Consider the following 19,408-nt stretch of genomic DNA (forward strand, 5'->3'; position numbering starts at 1 on the left):
AAGTAGGCCAAAAAGGGAGAAAACCATGATGCCGACCCGCCGTTCCTTGCTGAAGACCGCCGCCGCATTGCCGCTGGCGACGGGCAGTTTCGCAGCCTTCGCGCAGACACCGTGGGTGCCCACGCGCGAGGTCGAGTTCGTCGTACCCTTCGCCGTCGGCGGCGGGGCCGATCTGCTCGCGCGCATCGTCCACAAGATCATCCAGGACGAAAAGCTGGTGCCTGTGCCGATCGCTCTCAACAACCGTCCGGGCGGCGGCGGGGCCACGGGGCTCGGCTACGTGACCGCGCGCAAGATCGGCGATCCGCACACGATCATCCTGGTCAACGGCACGACGCAGATCACGCCGATCCTGAACCCGGCCGCCAAGACGCTGTCCGAAGTGCGTCCGGTCATGAACGTGATGCTCGACGACTTCCTGCTGTTCGTTCGCGGCGATGCACCCTGGAAGACGGCCGCCGAATTCGTCGCCGACGCGAAGACGAAACCGGCCAAGAGCCTCGCCTTCGCGACCGGCGGCACCACCGACATCATGGCGATCACGGTCTTCGCCAAGGCGTCGGGTGCGGAATACAACGCGCTCAACTTCAACAGCGGCGGCGAAGCGCTGACCCAGCTGCTCGGCGGGCACGTGCAAGCCTGCATGGGCAATCCGCTCGAGTTCATGGGCCATCTGCAGTCGAAGGCCGTGCGCGCCCTCGGCGTGTTCCGCGACAACCGGTTCGCGGCCCTGCCCGACGTGCCGACCATGAAAGAGCAGGGTATCGCCGCCCCCAATTTCCAAATGTGGCGCGGCATGGCTGTGCCGCGCGGCACGGCCGACGCGCCGTCGCTCTACTGGGAGGGCGTGTTCGCCAAGGTCGTCGCCACGCCGGCCTTCAAGGCCTACATCGCCGAGAACATCGCGTCCGAAGCGCCGATTCCGGGTGCGGCGTTCGCGAGGTTCCTGGCCGACCAGGAGAAGCTCTATCGCGACCTTCTCGGCAAGCCGGCCTGACGCGATGGACCTGTTGCGCGCGAAGGGCGGCGAAATTGCCCTGAGTCTGTTCTTCGTCGCAACGGGCGCGTTCTGGATCGCCGTTGCGGCAGGAATGCCGTTGTGGGACGGGTTCGCGCCCGCGACGGGACTCCTGCCGCTGGTATTCGGCGCCCTGCTCATAATCCTTGCCGTCGCGGCGACGCTCGTCGACGTCGTCTGGGCGTCGTCCGCAACGCCGGACCGCGCTCCGGTCGGGCGTGCGCTGATGGTTCTGCTCGCGGTCGCGGCCGGGGTGGCCGGCATCGAGACGGCCGGGTTCTTCGCGTCGATGTTCGTAACGATGCTGTTCTTGTTCCGCGTCGCCGAAAAACGGCCGATGCTTTCGTCGCTGCTTGCTTCGGCGGGCACGGCACTCTTCCTCACGCTTGTTTTCCGCACGTGGCTCGGCGTGCCGCTCCCTGCCGGACCTTGGGGGTTCTAGAAATGTCGGTCGTCTACGATCTGGCAGCGGGCTTCGCGGGTGCGTTGACGCCTTGGAATCTGCTTATGTGTTTTGCGGGCGTCTTTGCGGGCCAGATCGTCGGCGCGTTGCCCGGCATCGGGCCGGCGGCGGCGATCGCGTTGCTGCTGCCGCTCACTTTCGGCGCCGATCCGACGTCGGCCATCATCCTTTTCGCGGGCATCTATTACGGTGCCCAATATGGCGGCACGCTTACCTCCGTGCTGATCAGCGTGCCGGGCGAACCGTCGAGCGTGATGACCAGCATCGACGGCTACCAGATGGCGCTGCAGGGCCGCGCCGGGGCCGCCCTTGGCATTGCGGCGATCGGCTCGTTCATCGCCGGCACGCTCTCCACGATCGGGCTGATGCTGCTGGCTCCGCCGATGGCCAAGGCCGCCCTCGCCTTCGGCCCGCCCGAGTATTTTGCACTCGTCGTACTCGGCCTCACCGCCCTTGCCGCTGTCGGCGGCTCGGTGCTCAAAGGCCTCACGACCGGCATGTTCGGGCTGCTGATCAGCACGATCGGCATCGACCAGCAGACGGGCGTTGCACGCTTCGCGTTCGACCAGATCTGGCTGCTCGACGGTGTGGGCTTCATCGTGCTGTCGGTGGCCCTGTTCGGCGTCGGCGAAGTGCTTTCGAGTGCGGGCATGGCGACACCGCGCCCGATCACGACGGTCAAGAATCTGCTGCCGTCGCGCGCCGAATGGAAACAGAGCCGCATGCCCATTCTGCGCGGCTCGGTGATCGGCTTCTTCGTCGGCGTGCTGCCCGCCACGGGTGCGACGATCGCGTCGTTCCTTGCCTATATCGTCGAAAAGAAAGTTGCCAAAGACCCCTCGCGCTTTGGCAAAGGGGCGATCGAAGGCGTGGCAGGTCCCGAATCTTCGAACAATGCCGCTGCCGCCGGTGCAATGGTGCCGATGCTGGCCTTGGGTGTGCCCGGCTCGGGCACCACAGCGATCATCCTTGGCGCCCTCATCATGTTTGGCGTGCGTCCCGGACCGGAGCTGTTCGACAAAAACGCCGCACTCGTGTGGACGGTGATTGCCAGCATGTATATCGGCAACGTGATCCTGCTGGTCATGAACCTGCCGCTCGCGGGTCTGTTTGCACAGCTGCTGCGCGTACCCTATTCGTGGCTCTATCCGCCGATCCTCGCCTTGTGCGTCGCGGGCGTCTATTCGCAGGCGAATTCGATCGAAGACGTGTGGATGCTGATCGGCTTCGGCGCGCTCGGCTGGGCCATGATGCGCTACGACTGGCCGGCCGCCCCGATGATCCTGGGCCTCGTGCTGGGCACGATCTTCGAGAACGCATTGCGCCAGTCGATGACACTGTCGCACGGCAGTGCGGCGATCTTCTTCACGCGGCCGATCTCGGCCGTGCTGCTCGCTTGTGCGGCGGCCGCCGTGCTCGCCCCGTTCGTCTACAAGCTCGCGACGTCGCGCCGAACAGCCTGACGGGCGCGCGGCCGTCTATGCCAACCGCCGGTCGGCGACGTTCCAGAACTGCGTGTGGAACGCGCGCAAGGACGGGCGATGGCCGATGCTGACGATCGCCGCGTCCGGCAGGCTGCGGTCCAGCAGTTCGTAGATGTGCGCTTCGTTGGCGTCGTCCATCGCGGCGGTCGCTTCGTCGAGAAACAGGAAATCGGGTTTCGCCAACAGCGCGCGCGCGACGGCCAGGCGCTGCTGTTCGCCGGGCGAAAGTGTCTGCCCCCAATTCGCGGATTCGTCGAGGCGTGCACCTAGGGCCGAAAGACGCACCGCATCGAGTGTCGCGCGCAACGTTGCGTCGTCCGCACCGCCATTGTGCGGATAGAGCAAGGCTTCGCGCAGCGTGCCGATCGGCATGTAGGGTTTCTGCGGCAAGAACAGCGGCCGTGCCGCCTTCGGCAACAGCACGGCTCCGCGCCCGAACGGCCAGATGCCCGACAGCACGCGAAACAGCGTGCTCTTGCCGCTGCCGGACTCGCCCGTCAGCAGGATGCGCGCACCCGGTGCGATCGCCACCCCGGCAGCGGCGATCAGCACGCGCCCGTCGGGCAAGGCGACATCCACGCCTTCGAGGCGCAAATGGCCGTCTTGCGAAGCACCATGCACGAGCGGTGCGACCCGCTCCGCCTGTTCGGCGGCGGCCACGGCCGCTTCGAAATCGAGCAGCCGGTCGACAACGGCCTTCCAGTCGGCCAATTGCGAATAGGCTTGCACGAAGAAGGACAAGGCACCCTGCACCTGGCCGAAGGCCGAAGCCGTCTGCATGAGGCCGCCCAATTGCATCGAGCCCGAGAAATAGCGCGGTGCCGCGACGATGAACGGAAACACGATCGCGATTTGCGCGAACAGGCTCGTGAAGAGATTGAGCTTGAGGCCCGCCCACATGAGATCGCGCCAATTGGCCACGACGGCGGCAAAGCGGGCGAGGAAATCGCGCCGCTCGCGCGCCTCGCCGCCGTAGAGGGCGACCTGTTCGGCGTTTTCGCGCAGGCGCATGAGGCCGTAGCGGAAGTCGGCTTCCACGCGCTGCTGGGCGTAGTTCAGCGGCACGAGCGGCTTGCCCACTTTGTGGGTAAGCCACGTGCCGACGACCGAATAGACGAGCGCGAACCACACCATGTAGCCCGGTATCGAGATCTCGCGGCCGAACAGCGTGAAGCCGTAGTCGCCCGAGAGCCCCCACAAGATGCCGAGAAACGCGACCAGCGTGAGCACTGAATTGACGAGTTGCACGAACAGCCCGAGCGTGGTGGCGACGAACAGCCGCACGTCTTCGGCGATGCGCTGGTCGGGATTGTCGGTGTCGGCGCCTGTCAGCTGGAATCGGTAGTAGACGCGCGCTCTGAGCCAGCCGTCGATGTAGCGCTTGGTGAGCCAGTTGCGCCAGCGTATCTGCAGCCACAGGCTGAAATAGCGCGTGGCGACGAAATTGCCGATGAAGAGGGCGGCAAGCCAGCCGAACACGGCGAACTGCGCCCAGAAGGTGGCTTCGTCGCGCTCCTGCAGCGCGTTGTAGAAATCGTTGTTCCAGCTGTTGAACAGCACTTCGAGATAGACCCCGCCGATCGTGAGGCCCATCACCGCACCGAACAGCAGGCAGGCCGGCAGCCGGTCTTCGGAGACCCAATAGGGGCGCGTGAGGCGCCACAGCCGTGCCGCAAATCCCGCCGGTTTTTCGCCCGTCATGTTCGGCTGTCCTCGGTGGTTCGTGTCAGACCGCGCGTTCGAGCGGGTCTTCGAAGGAATTTTCGCTCGGGTCTTCAAAGCGCTGAAGGCGTGCGGCCGCAAGCCTTGCGAAGCGCAGCGTAAGGGCGCGCCGCCGCGCCGCAGCGAGCGGCGCGCAGATCTGGAGCGGCCGCCGCACGACACCGTCGAACGCGTCGGCGACGATGAGGCCCGCCGTTTCCGGGATCAGACGGTCGGGAAAATCGACCGGCACCGCGAACGCAAACGCGTCGCACCATTCGAGATATTCGGGCCATTTGCCGTCCGACTGAAAATCGGCGGCCGACGATTTGATTTCGACGATCGCGAAGTGCCCGTTGTCGTCCAATGCGAGAATATCGGCGCGCCGCCCGCTCGCAAGCCCCGCCTCGGCAATGCCGACATAGCCGAGATTGCGCAGGAGCCTGAGCGTGCCGCGCCGAACCTGGCGCGCGACAAGATCGTCGCGCGGCTTCACATGAAACCGGCTTGGCGCATCAGCACGAAAAGATCGCGCTGAGCGCGCGCTTTTTCGGCCGGATCGGCGATGTCGGCCACCACCTCGCCCTCGAAATTGGGCCGCTTCAGCATACCCACGATGATGGCGCGCGCGAGATTAGAGGCCTTGCCCGGCGGCAGCGAGGTGGGCAGGCACATCTTCATCAGCATCATCGTGCGCATGCGCAACGGGCGCGCCGGATCGTCGATCTTTTCGAGGATGCGTTCGGTCTTCACGAAATGCACGAGCAGATCGTCGAGGCGCGTGCAGATGCGCTCGACATGTTCGGGCGGCAGGGGCGAGCTGCGGATTTCGCCCCACACTTGCGTGATACCGGCCATCTTCTCGTTGGGCGGCACGCGCGCTTTGACGATGTCGGAAATCGATTCGACGTTGACGAGCACGTCTTCGATGAGGCCGAAGGTTTCGTCCGGATAGAGGCGGCCCGTCGCCGTCTGCGTGAGGGCGATCAAGAAGCGCGTCTTGCGCAGCGGATTGAGCATGATCATCGCGATCCACGCTGCCGCCGCCCGGTAGCCCGCCGCGCCGCCGCGATTGAGGATGCGCATCTTGCGCTGCACGAGCGCATCCACCAGATCGCTGCCGCCGATCGGCGGGGCCGCGTCCGGCATCAGCCGGTCGAGGATCTGGCGGAAGGTCGGAATTTCCTGTTCGGGGTCGCTGCGCACGAGCGGGTTCGCACCGCTAAGCTGGATGCGCACGCGCTCGATCAGCACTTGGCTGCAGCCGGGCAAGCGTCCGGCCTGCACGAGGCGGGCGATCTGCACGATGCTGTCGTCGGTACCACCGTCGGCAGAAGCCGGTGCGACGCCGGGTGGCGGGGCTTGCCATTGGCCAAGGGCAACGTCGAGCAGCTTGTTGACGGCGGCGGCAAGGCTCGGCTGGTCGCCGAGCAGTTCCTGGATCACGCTTGCGGTGCCCAAAATGTCGGCGACAAAATCGTCAAGCCGGCGCGCGGCCACGTCGTCCTGGCTGTCGTTGATCCAGTAGAGCAGGCGCTCGAGCTTGCCGAGATAGTTGCGGATTTCGATGAGTTCGCGGCTGACGGCCACGCGGAACAGAAAATCGGCATTGGCCGCACTGTCGCCGGAACCGGCGACGATTTTTGCAACCGTCGCGTCGAGCCCGAGCTGCTTGATCGACGGCAGCTGCAGGGTTTCGACGTCTTTGGTGCGCTTGCCGATCTCGGTCGCAAAACCGTAGAGCGCGTCGCGGCGCTGGGCGACCGTTGCCCCGCCGCCCGAACCTTCGGCCTGCAGCGTTGCGACCTGGTTGAGCGCGCTGCCGACCAGCGCGTCCTGGTCCTGCAGGCGCTTGTATTCGCGGTAATTGTGCAGCACCTCGATCGGCGTCAGATTCTGCTTGTCGAGATACATGCGCATGAGCCGGTTCATGGCCATACGCGCCGGCAGCTGCAGACAATCGTCGGCCGCCGCACAAGCCGGGGCCGCGTCGATGCGGCCGACCGTCAGTTTTTCTTCGCGCTTTTCCTTGATTTTGGTGAAGACCGCCGTCTGCGACCCGCCGCTGGCCTTCTCGCGGAAGACCTTGACGCCCTCGACCTCGCGCTTTTCGAGCATGCGGCGCGCAAAGGCTTCGGCCTCAGCCTGATTCGGCAGGCTGGTTTCGATAATCCAACGGCCTTCTTTGAGGCACTGGACCTCGAAAATCTCTTTTTTGAACAACGCACGCCCCCGGTCCTAGCTGCTTATCCATATTAAACGCGGCGCGTTGCGGGTTACAATGGGCGCATGTTGACGGTCGAGCGAATCCCGTGCCTCCAGGACAATTACGTCTGGCTGCTGCGCAGCAGCGGCGGCAACGGCGTCGGCGTCGTCGATCCGGCCGAAGCGGCCCCGGTCGAGGCGGTTTTGGCGCGGCATGGTCTTGCCTTGACGCATATCTTCAACACGCACCATCACGGCGACCATGTCGGCGCCAATCTGGCGCTGAAAGCGAAATACGGGCCCACGATCGTTGGGCCGCGCGCGGACCAAGCGCGCATTCCCGGCATCGATTTGGCGCTGGCCGACGGCGAGAGCTATGCGTTCGACGGCGAGATCGCCACGGTGCTCGACGTGCCCGGCCATACGCGCGGCCATATTGCATTCTGGTTTGCGGGCAGTGCGGCGCTGTTTTGCGGCGACACGCTGTTCGCACTCGGCTGCGGGCGCATGTTCGAAGGCACGGCGCCGCAAATGTGGATGTCGCTTGCCAAAATCCGCGCCCTTCCCGACGCCACGCAGGTTTACTGCGCGCACGAATATACGCAGAGCAACGCAAAATTTGCGGTCAGCGTCGATCCAGACAATGCCGAACTGCGCGCACGCTCAGCCACGATCGACCGCCAACGTCTGGCGGGCGAAGCGACCGTGCCGTCGCTGCTGGGCCTCGAGAAACGCACCAACCCGTTTTTGCGCGCCGACGATGCGGGTCTCGCACGCCGCATGGGGCTGCCCGCAACGCAGCCGGCCGCCGTCTTCGGCGCCTTGCGCGCCGCCAAGGACGTCTTCCGATGACCAGCGAATATCGCGTCGTGTTTTTCGGCGACCGCGAGATCGTGATGGCGCTCATCGAACATGCGCGCACGCAAGGCACCAAATTGCCGGCGGGCAAAGCCAACAAACTCGAAATCGACCGCGCCACGCTCACGGCAAAACTTGGCTTCGCGCGCCGCGGCAGCCCGAACGAAGCGCCGATCGAGTTCAACTCGGCAGCACTTGCGCAAGCGCTGATCCGCTACTGCAAAAAAGCCGGCATTCCGCTGCCCGTGAAGGCCAACAAAGAATTGCGCGTGATGGACGACCGCGTCGCCTTCATCGTGGAACTGCAGCGCCCGGCCGTCGATACGCTCGTTCCGATCGAATACGAATAGCGGTAAAACGCGACGGCCCCGCCCGACACCTTGTCCGGCGGGGCCGCGCGCAACGTGCCGTCGTCAATTGCGTTGGCTGATCGACACCGCATAGGCGGGTTGGCGCGCCGTAAAGAGCGGATCGTTCGCCGGCCCTGCGATTCCGTCGGCGAGGTTCAGCGGATCGAAGATGCGCTCGTCGCAGCTCTCGTTCTTCTCGAGTGCTGTGAGCGCAAGGCGGCCGAGCCGGGTCGTGGGCCGCTGATCTTCGTCCGGCCATTGCTGGGTGGCATTCGTGGCCTCGTCGCCCGCGCGGCCGAAAACGACCACCATGTCGAAAGCGGCGGTGTTGGCGGCGATACGCGCCTTGATGTCGTCGACGAGGAAATCGGCAGGCTTGGCTGCGGCTTCCGCATCGGTGAGACCGACTTCGCCGCCGACCGGCACCATCTTGAACTTCACCAAACGCGTTGCACCCGCCGCATTGGTCAAAGTATAGCCGTGGATACCCCAGTAGTTCACGCCGACCCAAGAGCCCGGCACCGGCTTGCTCGCAAGATAGCGGCCTTGCGCGGTGGTTTCGGGATTGGCTTCGGTGAAAGCCCTGATCTTCTCCGCATCCGGGCGGCCGTCGGGCCCCGGCAGACGCGCCTGCAGAAACGCCAGCATCTGGTCGGGCGATTTCACGAAGTTTATCGGCGCATTAACCATCACGAACTCGGTCTCCGCACGGCCGCCATCGTCGATCCGGAAAGAGAAGCCACGATTGACCGCCTTGGTCGCGTCGGCGACTTTGGGATTGCCGCCGCCGACCGACAGGCGGGCCACGACCGGCGAGGTCTTTGCGAAAATCGCGGACTTGCTGAGGCCGGCAGCTTCCGCCGTGGGCGTGAACGTGCCGGCAAAACACTGGCCCTTGGCGCCGCTCGGCCGGGCCTTTTGGTTGCCGGCGAGCGTGCGCTGGATCTCGACGATTTGGCCCGGATCGGCAGTCTGGGCGAAGGCGGGCTGGGTGAAAGCGGGGACGCTTGCGGCAAACACGGCCGACGACAGCGCGAAAACGGCGCGTTTGAGTTTCATAGGGGGACTCCTCCAAACGACTTGCGAGTGATGTCGCACTTGCCGTTCGCGCAGCGGGACACGCAGGTTACGCGCCGTCGATCGGAATTCCGTGCCCGGCATCGCGCTCGGGTTCGAACAGCAAAACGCCCCCCAAACTTGCCGGCAGGGCAACGCGCCGAGCAGGCGTGCCGGGTCGCGTCGCGAGTGCGTAGCCCGCAATCCAGGGCAGGCAGGGCGGTGCGACGCCCAAGTGCCGCTCGGTCGCCACCGGATCGCGGAACACGAGTGCGCCGCGCGACGTGGCAAGCCCCGGCGCATCGTCGATACGAGTCGCTGCCAAGCCCGTATAGGCGGCATAACGCGCCACGGCCGCCTGCGGATCGGCGACGCAAATTTCCACACGCTTCAATCGCGTCGCCCCATTTTTGTGGCTGAGCCACCGCTTCTGCCACAAAAAATCCGGCGTGTGCTGTTCGACGAACTGCACGCGCCCCTCTTCCATCATGCCCGGTTTGGTGCGCACGACCGTGAAGCGCGCTTGGCGAAACCCTTCCGGCGTTTCGATCGGACGGCTCAACGCTACCGGATCGAGCGGCGCAAAGCCGCCCGCCTGCAGGCGCGCTTGGTCGCCAATCGGATCGACGGTGCCGAACGCGATCAGATGCACGCCCGTGTAGCGCGCAATGCCGGCGCGCAAGGTGGCGGCATTCGGCGTATCGGCAAGCGGGGCCAGGAATTCGAGATAGCCGCCTTCGAGCATCACGCAATGGTTGCCGGTGCCGGCTGGGACGGGCGGATCGCCCACGCTTTGCGCCGAAAACGGCGTCACGCAAAAGCCGAGTTCGGTCAACGCAGCGGCGGCGGCAGCCGGATCCGGCACCCAATGCGCGATATGGTCGAGCACAAGATGGCCTGGTTCGGGGCGCTGGTTCATGGGGCGCGTCCAAGCTGCAGATGGAAATCGCGATGTGCCAAACGCCGCGTCGCACAATCGAAGCGCATCAGATCTTCGCCGACGGCGATCGGCCCCGCATAGTCGTGCGCAACCTCGTCCAGCACGGCATTGCGGTCGAAGCGCGTGGGCACAAAATGATTGAGCACGAGCAGCTTCGCATTCGCCTGGGCCGCCACGCGGCCGACCTCGTCGGACCGCGTATGGTATGAGGCCACGGCCGCAACCGTCGCGGCCGTGCGCACGCCGGGAACCGGCTGCAATTCGCGATGCACGAAGCATTCGTGGACCAATACGTCGGCGTCGCGTGCGGCCGCGATCAAGGCCGGGCAAAAGGCCGTGTCGCCGCTGAAGACGGCCTTGCAGTCGTCGGCTTCGAAGACGAAGCCGAATGCGTGGCGCACCGGTGCGTGTGCAACGGCCACGGCCATTACGCGCACGCCGCCCTCGTCGAACACAGTACCCGGCGCGATCTCGACCGTTTCGATTTCGAAGGCCGCCACCGAGCCGCGCTGCTCGTGCGCGATGCGCAAACGCCGCTCAGGCTCAAACAAAGCCATCGTGCCTTCGACGAAGGCCTTGGTGCCCGGCGGCCCGAACACGCGCTGCGAGCGCGCGCGGCCCTGATGCCAGCTCGAGATCACAAGCTGGTAGAAATCGACGACATGGTCGGTGTGCAGATGCGTCAAAAACAACGCGTCGATATCGGCCCCGCGGCCGCCCGCTTCGACGAGACGCTGCGTGACGCCCGAGCCGCAATCGACGAGGAACTGCAGCCCGCGCGCACGCACCAAGTTGGACGGCCCGCGACGCGCCGGGTCGCATTGCGGACAGCCCGTTCCGAGCAGCACGATTTCCATTTCCGGCATATCCCCCGCGTTCGAAGAACACGAAGAATAGCGGCCTTTATCTCGTCTTGCGAGACGCTAGAGCCCGCGACGAGTGCGCTGGTTTTCTTCGATCATGCGGATCATGTCGTCGTATTCGCTGCGCGTGGCCGCGACAGGCTTCAGCATCTTGCCGTCGACGATGCCCTTCCACACATCGGGTGCGTCGACCGGCATCGCGAGCAACGCGTCGCGATAGGCGGCCATCAGATCGTCGGGCAGTTTGCGCGCGACCCACGGCGAATTGGGGATCAGCGGCGAGCGCCACACAATGCGCACGGCCCCCGCCGGGATCATCTTCTTTTCTTCCATGCGCGTGATGTTGCTGCGCTCGGCATTGTTCCACCACGTCGCGGCCGCATCGTACTGGTTGCCGACCACAGCCAAAACGCCGGTCTCGTGGTTGCCAGCAAAGCCCGTGCGCGCGAAATGGCGGGCGGGGACAAGGCCCTCTTTGGCCATGAAATAACTTGGGGCGACGAAGCCCGAGGCCGAATTCGGATCGGCAAACGCAACGCTCTTGCCGCGCAGATCGGCAAGCGTGCGGTAGGGCGAGTCCGCGCGCACGACCACGACAGAGTGGTAGCCGACGGCTCCGTCGAGATCCATGTCCTTGGCGATCGGCACGATGTCTTCGCCCATCAGCTGCACCGCACGCGCATAGGCGGCCGGTCCCATGCGCGCAAACTCGACCTGGCGGGCGGCCAAAGCTTCAACGACGGCCGCATAGTCGTTGCCGCGCCGGACCGTGACCGGCACGCCGAGCTTGGCGCGCATATAGCCTGCAAACGCATCGAACCGCACCAGCGTGTCGGCTTCGTTTTCGGCACTCGTGATGCCGAAGCGCAATTCTTTGAACGAGGCGCGCCAATCGGCCTTGGCGGGCGTGGCGGCGCATGCGACGAGCGCGATTGCGGCCGCAAGCAGATGCTTCAGCATGGCAAGCCTCCCTCTCGAATGGATTGACAGGGAAGCAAGCCTGCGTCGACGCTGTGGCGGCCGCATGACGGTGCCGCTAACGTTCTGCGACAAAATCTCCCGATGGCACGCCGCTTGCTCACCCGAAGGCGGCCGTCTAACACGGCGGAAAACAAAGGGAATCGATGGCTTTTCTGGAACTCGACGCGCTCAGCGCCCGCTACGGCAAAAACACCGTGGTGGCCAATCTCAGCCTTGCGGCCGAGAAGGGCGAATTTTTGTCGATTCTGGGCCCTTCGGGCTGCGGCAAAACCACGACTTTGCGCATGATCGCGGGGTTTGTGGCGCCGTCGGCCGGGGCCATCCGCGTGGCAGGCCGTGCGATCCAGGACGTGGCCCCGCACCAGCGCAATATCGGCTACGTGTTCCAGAACTACGCGCTGTTCCCGCACCTGACCGTGCGCGAGAACGTCGCTTTCGGCCTGCGCATGCGCCATGTCGCCAAAGCCGCCCAAGGCGAGCGTGCAGACAAAGCGCTCGATCTGGTCGGGCTCGGGCATTTGGGCGACCGGTACCCGGCGCAGCTTTCCGGCGGCCAGCAGCAGCGCGTGGCGCTTGCGCGCGCCCTTGTGATCGAACCCGATCTTCTGCTGCTCGACGAGCCCTTGTCCAATCTCGATGCCGCGTTGCGCGGCCAGATGCGCAGCGAAATCCGCGCGCTGCAGCGTCGCCTGCAAATCACGACCGTCTTCGTCACGCACGACCAGGCCGAAGCGCTCGCCATGTCCGACCGTATCGCCGTCATGGACCATGGCCGCTTGGTCGAGGCGGCAACGCCGCAAGCTTTGTGCGATGCGCCCAACCACGGCTTCACGGCCGAATTTCTGGGTGCCCGCACGGTCGTGGCCGGTGCGCGAGCAGGCGGCATCTTTGCGCTGCCCGAAGGGGCGCGCTGCGCGGTCGGCGCCGACATGCCCGACAACGCCACGCGCATCGTGCTGCGCGCCGCGCGCTTGCATCTTTCCGAAGGTTTGCGGCCCGCACGCTTCATGGCGAGCGGGACGGTGCGCGACGTCGCCTATCTCGGCGACTTCTACGACGTCGCCGTTGCGGCCGCGAACACTACGATCCGCGTAATCCGCCCGAGCAGCGAGACGCTGCCAGCGGTGGGGGCGGCCTGTTTCCTGTCCGGCGACGACGATGCCGTTGCCTGGCTTGCCGATTGATTTTTCGTTTCAAAGAAAGAGGAGTCCGACAATGAAAAAACATCTGAACCGTCGCCAGTTCGGCACGGCCCTGCTGGGGGCCGGTGCCGCCACGCTCGCGGCACCCGCGATCTTCGGCCTCAATGCCGTGGCGCAGATCCGCCGCGGCGACGAGCTCGTCGTCGGTATCTGGGGCGGCGCGCAGGAACGCATCACGCGCCAGCACATCGTGCGCCCGCTCGAAGAGAAGCACGGCGTCAAGATCAACTACGTGCTCGGCGGCACGCCCGAGCGGCGCGCGCGCGCATATCAAGAGCGCGGCCGGCCGTCCTTCGACCTGCTCTATCTGAACATCTCCGAAAGCCGCAAAGCGGTCAAAGACGGGGTCACGCAAGCGCCCGCCCTCGACCGTGTGCCGAACGCGAAGTTCCTCTACGAGCCGGCCAAGCTCGGCGGCTACGGGGTCGCCTTCAATCCCGTTACGATCGTCTACGACAAGCGCAAGGGCTCGATTTCGTCGTGGAAAGATTTGTGGAAGCCCGAATGGAAGGGCCGCATCGCTTGGCCGAGCTATCCGGGTGCGCAAGGCGAGTCGGCACTTCTCATGGCAGCCAAAGTGTGGGGCGGATCCGAACGCAATATCGACATTGGATTCCAGAAGATCCGCGAGTTGAAGCCGTTTGCGGCCATTCAGGGCAGCCAGGACCAGCTTTATACGATGTTCGACCAGGGGGTCGCCGATATCTCGATCGAGTTCGGCTCTTTCACGCGCAGCTACGCCGAAACGCGCAATGCCAACATCGAGATCGCATCGCCGATCGAGGGTCAGGCCTTGGCGCAGAACGTCGCGTGCCCCACGGTTGGCACGACGAAGCAAGCGTTGGTCGAAGCCTTTATCGACCTGCATTTGGGCGAAGCCTGCCAGCTTGCTTACGCACGCGAGATCTACTATTCGCCGACCGTGAGCAATCTCACGATCCCGGCCGATCTCCGACCGAAGCTCGTAATCGGCGACGACGTCAAAAAGCTGGTCGACTTTGATCGGGAGCACGTCGCAGACCAGCAATCGACGTGGTCTTCGCGCTACAACCGCGAAATCGCAGGCTGACGAAACACCGTCCAGCCAAGCGCGGAAGGACCACGACGATATGACTCGCGACCGCGTTTGGTTGGGCGTTCTCCTCTCGGTTCCGGCGACGGCATGGCTTGCCGTCGCCTTCGCCGCTCCCTTGGTCGTCGTTGCCCTGCTGTCGCTGCAGGAAACAGCCGATCCGTTTGCGGCCCTGTCGCTCGTACCGTCTTTCAAACAATTCGCCGACATTCTCGGCGACCGCTACTTCCTCGGCATCATCGCCGAGACGATCCTGCTCGGCTTGGGCGTGACCGTTGGGGCCGTCGTGCTCGGCTATCCGCTCGCCATGTGGCTGGCGGGTTTGCCGCCGCGCTGGCGCTCGGTTGCGTTTGCTGTCGTGCTGATTCCGCTTCTCACGAACGTCGTCGTGCGCTCGCTCGGCATCGTGCTGCTGCTCGCCCCAGACGGGCTGTTCAACAGCGCCTTGCGACCCTTCGGGCTCGCGCGCCCGCAAGGCTATGTGTTCACGCATTTCGCCGTCGCGATCGCGTTGATCCAGGTGTTTTTGCCGTTCATGGTGCTGTCGCTTTACGACTCGCTCGCCAATCTCGACGGCCGCCTCAAAGAGGCCGCCGCATCGCTGGGGGCCTCGCGCGCGCGCATCTTTTTTGCGGTGACCTTGCCATTGTCGCTGCAGGGTTTGCGCGCGGGCGTCACCATCGTGTTCCTGCTGTCGTCGACCGCCTACGTGTCGGCGACGATCCTTGGCGGCAAGAAGGTCTGGACCACCGGCATGATCGTCTGGCAGGAGGCGCTGCAGAATCTTAATGCGCCGACGGCCGCCGCCCTTGCCATGATCATGCTCGCCTGGGGCATCGCTTTCGCGTTCCTGGCCGAGCGCATCGTGCGCCGCTTCTCGCCGTGGCTGACTCCCGAGGGGCCGCGGCGCGCGTCGCTTGCCCTGCCCGCCGCATTCGAACGCGTGCTGGTGCGGGTGGCCGATATCAGCGGCCAAGCGCTGTGGCATGCGCTGCTCGCTCTCGGCATTTTCTTGCTGCTGTTCCCGCTGATGCTCGTGGCCGTGCAGTCCTTCAACGACGTGCCGCAGGCGAGCGTGGCGGGTTTCCGCGCCTTTACGTTCAAATGGTACGCGGCCGTTTTCGAGGTCGGATCGTATTTGCGCGCCTTCGAGATTTCAGCACAGCTCGCCGCCGCCTCCGTCGCCTGCGCGCTCGCTTTGGCGCTGCCGGCCGCCTTCGTGCTCGTGCGCTTCGGCTATCCGGGGCGCGGTGCCGTGCAGGCTTTCTGGATGCTGCCGCTCGCGCTGCCGCATGTCGCGATCGGCGTGGGCATGCTGCGGCTGCTGCAATGGTATATCGCGATCCCGCCGTTCATGGGGCTGCTGCTTGTGCATGTGGTGCTGATCGTACCGTTTGCGATTTCGCTGCTGCGCAGCTCGGTTTTGCAGCTCGACACCGCACTCGAACAGGCGGCAGCCTCGCTAGGGGCAAACCCGGTGCGCGTATTTTTCCTGATCGTGCTGCCCAATCTCGCACCGGGCCTGGCGGTCGCGGGCATCATCGGGTTCCTCATCTCGTTCGGCGAGGTGACGGTCACCTCGTTCCTCACCACCGCGCGGCTCACCACGCTGCCGGTGCGCATCTACGCCGAGGCGAGTTTCAGCCTGGAGCCGACCGTGCACGCGGTCTCGACCCTGCTGATTCTGGCGACCGTCGCCCTGCTTGCGATCGTCAACCGCTTCGTAAAGCTCGACCGCGTCTGGGCAAAATAGGGTTAACGAATATCTCTTGCGCGATTTGGCCGCTGCGCTAGGATAAGGGTCTTGTTTTCGGGAGAGTTCGATGGCTTCCAGCATCAGCGACAGCGTACCCGGCGGCACGCCGCAGACCCAGCGCCCGACCGAAACGTCGCAGACGGCCCCGTCGAGCGCCACGCGCGACGGCATCACGCGCCGCGACACCGTGCCCGCGAACCAAGAAAGCGTGACGCGCGCCGATGCGCCCCCGCCGCCGCCCGCTGGCACCCAGCGCGGCCAGACGGTCGATATCAGCGTCTAAGAAAAGTCGGTCGGCTCCGGCGACAGCGTTTTAGTTCGCCGCCAGCCACACCCCGCCCAAATCCTGGCCGAGCAGATGCGACGGCGTGATGTGCCAGCCGCGCACATTTGCGGCGAGCGGCACGATGCGCGTGAACCAGAACAGCGGCACCGTGTAGGCCAAATCGAACGTATGGATCTGGAAGTCGCGCACCAGCGCCTTGCGCTTGCCGAAATCGGTCTCGCGCTCTTGGGCGTCGAAGATTTCGTCGAGACGCCGGTCGAGATGGCGCGACACGTTGAAGCCCGGCACGCGGTCGATCGAGATGAAGCGCCGCAGTTGGAAGTTCGGCTCGTCGGCGAACTCGGTCGTGAAATCGAGCATCACCTGGAACTGGCCCGAGGTGCGCGCGGCGAAGTAGGTCGCGCGCTCGGCCTGGCGCTGCTCGACCGTGACGCCGATCTGGCGCCATTGGTCGATCGCCCACACGGCCACGGTCGGGAAGGGCGGCAGCGACATCGAGATGATCTCGAAGCGCAGATTGGGCACGCCCGCCTCCTGCAGCAGGCGGCGCGCTTCGGCCCGGTTGCGCGCCATGTCGCGGCCCATGCCGGGATAGGTGGCAAGCTCGGCCGCTGTCGGCGCGTAAGCGTAGCCCGGTCGCAGCAACGAGCCCACCGCACTCACCTGCGAGACGCGAGAGAGCGATTCGACCGAGCCCCAACGGTCGAGGGCGAGGTTGAGCGCGCGACGCACGCGCACATCGTCGAACGGTTTCTGCTCGATATTGAAGGACAGAATCAGGCCCGAGAGCCACGACTCTTCTTGGAAGGCCACGCGCGGGCCCGACACACGCGCTTTTTCGGCGGGGCTGATGCCGCGGAACTCGGCCATCACCTGCCCGCCTTGGATGGCGTTCAGCATCGCCGCCCCGCTCATCGTCACGGCGCGGAAACCGTCAAGATAGGGCTGACCCTGGCGGAAATAGCCGTCGAAGCGCTTGCCGGTCCAATGCGAGCCGCGCACGCGTTCGCCGAACACGAACGGGCCCGAGCCCATCGTTTCCTTCTCCGGATAGACCGGATCTTGCGCGAGCTTGGCGGCCGAATAGATGCAATTGAAAGGCGCCGCGAGATACGTCATGAACGCGGGATTGGCGTTGTTGAGGCGGAAGACGACCGTGTCGGCACTGGGTGCTTCGATCGCGGCCACGTCGGCGAAATGATCGCGCCGCGCCGAGCGCGCACCACCGGTCGGGTTGCGGATGCGCTCGAAGCTCGCTTTGACGTCGGCCGCCGTCAGCGGCGAGCCGTCGTGGAAGCGCACGGGCTGCGCGATCTTGAAGCTGTAGGTCTTGCCGTCGGGCGACACGGTCCACGACGTCGCAAGATCGCCCTGAATTTCCGGATATTTGGTCGCGTTGAAGCGCACCAGGGTCGAATAATGCGGGGCGAGATGGTGGATGACCGCGAAATTCGTCGCCGCATGGCAATCGGTCGTGTCGGGCTCGCCGCCGACCGCGAAAATCAGCTCGCCACCGCGTCGCGGCGTCTCTTGCGCCGCAGCGCTTCCAACGCCGACGAGGCCAACAAACGCCAATCCAGCGAGGGCGACCCCCGCGAGTGTCCGAAACCACATGGCCGTTTCTCCCAGAACAACTTTATGAGACATAGCTTATAGGGCAAGCGGGGGATAGGCAATGGAACAAGGCATTCTGAAACGTCCGGGGGCAGACGTGCATTACGGGAGCTTCGGCTCGGGGCCCGCTCTCGTGTTTGCGCACGGGCTCGGCGGCAATGCGCTGTCCTGGTGGCAGCAAGTTCCCTATTTCCAACGCGCCTGGCGCTGCGTCGTGTTTTCGCATCGCGGCTTCGCACCTTCGACGGTCGCAAGCGGCCTGCCCGATCCCGCCGACTATGCGGGCGATCTTGCGGCCCTTGCCGACCATCTCGGTCTCGACGATATGGCGATCGTCGCCCAGTCGATGGGCGGCTGGGGAGCGGTCGAATTTGCGCTGCAAGCCCCGAAGCGCGTGTGCGCGATTGTGCTGGCCGCCACGAGCGGCACGTTCGACCCGAGTGCGGCCGATCCGAAGGCTTTTGCGGCGTGGCAGGTTTGGGCCGCTGCCGAACGCGAACGCCTCAACGCGGCTGCGATCCATCCGGCGGCGGGCGAAGCCATGGCCCTGGACCGGCCCGACCTCAAATTCCTCTACAGCAGCATCGATGCGATGTCGCAGGGGCTCGACAAAGAAGCGCTGCGCAAACGCCTGTTTGCCGCCCGTGTGCGCCCGCTTGGCCATGCCGCGCGTTTGGCCATGCCGGTGCTTGTCGCATGCGGCGAAAAGGACCCGGTCTTCGCCTCGCCGGTGGGCGCTGCCTTTGCAGCCGCTTTTCCGCAAGGTCGGCACATTGAATTTGCAAAGGCCGGACATTCGGCCTATTTCGAAATCGCACCCGAATTCAATCGCCGGATAGAGGCCTTCCTCGCCCCATGAAAGCGCCGATCTTCTACAGCAAGCCCGTGCCCCTTGCGGCCGAGATCCACGGCACCAAGCGCTATCGCGCCGTCGCCGATTTCCGCTTCGCGCGCGCTGCCAATGCGGTTCCGCTGGGGGCGAGCGAAATGGGGATTGCAGCACGCCACTATCCGCTCGTTTTCGCCGCAGCCGAGCCCGGCGGCATCGCCGCGATCATGGGCGTGCAGACGGGCGAAAACCTTTTCGTCGATGCCGAAGGCAAGTGGGCGCCGGACGTCTACGTGCCGGCCTTCGTGCGCCGCTACCCGTTCGCCTTCGCCGAGCAGGACGACAAGCTCGTCTTGTGCATCGACGAAGCAGCGAACGCGCTCGACGACGCCGAAGGGCCGTGGCTGTTCAACGTCGACGGCACCACGACCGCGTTCACCGACCAGGTCGTGCAGTTCAACCGCGAGTTCCAAATCCAAGCGCGTGCGGCCGCCGAATTCGCGACCGCCGCAGCGACGGCGGGCCTGCTTGCCGACAACCGGGCCGAGATCGAAACCCGCAGCGGCAAGAAGATGACGCTCGGCGGGTTCCGCGTGATCGACCGCGCCAAATTCGAAGCGCTGCCCGACGAAACCTTTCTCGAGTGGCGCAAGCGCGGCTGGCTCGACATGGCGGCAGCGCACTTCCTGTCGTTCCATTCCTGGCAGAATCTGATCGCGCGCGCCTGAAA

At 65.2% G+C, this 19,408-nt stretch carries 19 protein-coding genes; 11 read left to right on the forward strand and 8 right to left on the reverse strand.

Annotation, left to right across the window (positions count from 1 at the left end):
• Positions 1 to 25: 25 nt before the first annotated feature.
• The 3 genes from O9320_05025 to O9320_05035 are packed head-to-tail and all read left to right on the forward strand — an operon-like array spanning position 26 to position 2,944.
• A complete protein-coding gene (locus O9320_05025) occupies positions 26 to 997 on the forward strand; it encodes a tripartite tricarboxylate transporter substrate binding protein (GenBank protein MCZ8310193.1) in 972 nt (323 codons plus the stop codon).
• Between the two features lie 4 nt (positions 998 to 1,001).
• A complete protein-coding gene (locus O9320_05030) occupies positions 1,002 to 1,460 on the forward strand; it encodes a tripartite tricarboxylate transporter TctB family protein (GenBank protein MCZ8310194.1) in 459 nt (152 codons plus the stop codon).
• Positions 1,461 to 1,462: 2 nt separating this feature from the next.
• The gene (locus tag O9320_05035; GenBank protein MCZ8310195.1) at positions 1,463 to 2,944 is read left to right on the forward strand and encodes a tripartite tricarboxylate transporter permease; all 1,482 of its coding nucleotides are present in this window, start codon (positions 1,463 to 1,465) and stop codon (positions 2,942 to 2,944) included.
• Positions 2,945 to 2,959: 15 nt separating this feature from the next.
• Here O9320_05035 and O9320_05040 read toward each other — a convergent pair whose 3' ends face one another.
• Genes O9320_05040 through O9320_05050 form a run of 3 tightly spaced genes read right to left on the reverse strand, consistent with a single transcriptional unit; the run spans position 2,960 to position 6,889 of the window.
• Positions 2,960 to 4,666 carry an ABC transporter ATP-binding protein/permease gene (locus O9320_05040; protein MCZ8310196.1) on the reverse strand — a complete coding sequence of 569 codons (1,707 nt, stop codon included), beginning with the start codon at positions 4,664 to 4,666 and terminating at the stop codon, positions 2,960 to 2,962.
• 25 nt (positions 4,667 to 4,691) lie between these two features.
• Complete coding sequence (locus tag O9320_05045) at positions 4,692 to 5,162, reverse strand: MmcB family DNA repair protein (GenBank protein MCZ8310197.1); 471 nt, start codon at positions 5,160 to 5,162, stop codon at positions 4,692 to 4,694.
• A complete protein-coding gene (locus tag O9320_05050; protein MCZ8310198.1) occupies positions 5,159 to 6,889 on the reverse strand; it encodes a hypothetical protein in 1,731 nt (576 codons plus the stop codon). Before O9320_05050 ends, O9320_05045 begins: the two co-directional genes overlap by 4 nt.
• A gap of 66 nt (positions 6,890 to 6,955) precedes the next feature.
• On the opposite strand from O9320_05050, the gene gloB reads away from it, so the two are divergent.
• Both gloB and O9320_05060 read left to right on the forward strand, forming a co-directional pair.
• Positions 6,956 to 7,723, forward strand: a complete 768-nt coding sequence (gene gloB / locus O9320_05055; protein ID MCZ8310199.1) for a hydroxyacylglutathione hydrolase — start codon at positions 6,956 to 6,958, stop codon at positions 7,721 to 7,723.
• A complete protein-coding gene (locus O9320_05060) occupies positions 7,720 to 8,079 on the forward strand; it encodes a hypothetical protein (protein MCZ8310200.1) in 360 nt (119 codons plus the stop codon). Before gloB ends, O9320_05060 begins: the two co-directional genes overlap by 4 nt.
• Before the next feature lie 63 nt (positions 8,080 to 8,142).
• On the opposite strand, the gene O9320_05065 is transcribed toward O9320_05060, so the two are convergent.
• The 4 genes from O9320_05065 to phnD form a co-directional block, all read right to left on the reverse strand.
• Positions 8,143 to 9,138, reverse strand: a complete 996-nt coding sequence (locus O9320_05065; protein MCZ8310201.1) for a catalase — start codon at positions 9,136 to 9,138, stop codon at positions 8,143 to 8,145.
• Positions 9,139 to 9,205: 67 nt separating this feature from the next.
• Complete coding sequence (locus tag O9320_05070) at positions 9,206 to 10,054, reverse strand: VOC family protein (protein MCZ8310202.1); 849 nt, start codon at positions 10,052 to 10,054, stop codon at positions 9,206 to 9,208.
• Positions 10,051 to 10,932, reverse strand: coding sequence for an MBL fold metallo-hydrolase (locus tag O9320_05075; protein ID MCZ8310203.1), 882 nt, complete (start codon positions 10,930 to 10,932; stop codon positions 10,051 to 10,053). The genes O9320_05070 and O9320_05075 overlap by 4 nt, the downstream gene beginning before the upstream one ends.
• A gap of 66 nt (positions 10,933 to 10,998) precedes the next feature.
• Entirely contained in the window at positions 10,999 to 11,898 is a 900-nt protein-coding gene (gene phnD, locus O9320_05080) for a phosphate/phosphite/phosphonate ABC transporter substrate-binding protein (protein ID MCZ8310204.1), read from the reverse strand.
• Between the two features lie 164 nt (positions 11,899 to 12,062).
• Between phnD and O9320_05085 the strand changes: the two genes are divergently transcribed.
• The 4 genes from O9320_05085 (at position 12,063) to O9320_05100 (ending at position 16,232) form a co-directional block, all read left to right on the forward strand.
• A complete protein-coding gene (locus O9320_05085; protein MCZ8310205.1) occupies positions 12,063 to 13,103 on the forward strand; it encodes an ABC transporter ATP-binding protein in 1,041 nt (346 codons plus the stop codon).
• A 31-nt stretch (positions 13,104 to 13,134) separates the two neighbouring features.
• Positions 13,135 to 14,190, forward strand: coding sequence for an extracellular solute-binding protein (locus O9320_05090; protein MCZ8310206.1), 1,056 nt, complete (start codon positions 13,135 to 13,137; stop codon positions 14,188 to 14,190).
• 40 nt (positions 14,191 to 14,230) lie between these two features.
• Positions 14,231 to 15,946: an ABC transporter permease subunit gene (locus tag O9320_05095; GenBank protein ID MCZ8310207.1), complete on the forward strand. Its 1,716-nt coding sequence runs from the start codon at positions 14,231 to 14,233 to the stop codon at positions 15,944 to 15,946.
• A gap of 70 nt (positions 15,947 to 16,016) precedes the next feature.
• Complete coding sequence (locus O9320_05100) at positions 16,017 to 16,232, forward strand: hypothetical protein (GenBank protein ID MCZ8310208.1); 216 nt, start codon at positions 16,017 to 16,019, stop codon at positions 16,230 to 16,232.
• Positions 16,233 to 16,262: 30 nt separating this feature from the next.
• On the opposite strand, the gene O9320_05105 is transcribed toward O9320_05100, so the two are convergent.
• Positions 16,263 to 17,849 carry an ABC transporter substrate-binding protein gene (locus O9320_05105; GenBank protein ID MCZ8310209.1) on the reverse strand — a complete coding sequence of 529 codons (1,587 nt, stop codon included), beginning with the start codon at positions 17,847 to 17,849 and terminating at the stop codon, positions 16,263 to 16,265.
• Between the two features lie 61 nt (positions 17,850 to 17,910).
• Here O9320_05105 and O9320_05110 point away from each other — a divergent pair, with 61 nt between their 5' ends.
• A complete protein-coding gene (locus tag O9320_05110) occupies positions 17,911 to 18,708 on the forward strand; it encodes an alpha/beta hydrolase (protein ID MCZ8310210.1) in 798 nt (265 codons plus the stop codon).
• A complete protein-coding gene (locus O9320_05115) occupies positions 18,705 to 19,406 on the forward strand; it encodes a SapC family protein (GenBank protein MCZ8310211.1) in 702 nt (233 codons plus the stop codon). The genes O9320_05110 and O9320_05115 overlap by 4 nt, the downstream gene beginning before the upstream one ends.
• The last annotated feature ends 2 nt before the right edge of the window (positions 19,407 to 19,408 follow it).

The organism is Magnetospirillum sp. (assembly GCA_027532905.1).
GTDB lineage: Bacteria > Pseudomonadota > Alphaproteobacteria > CACIAM-22H2 > CACIAM-22H2 > Tagaea.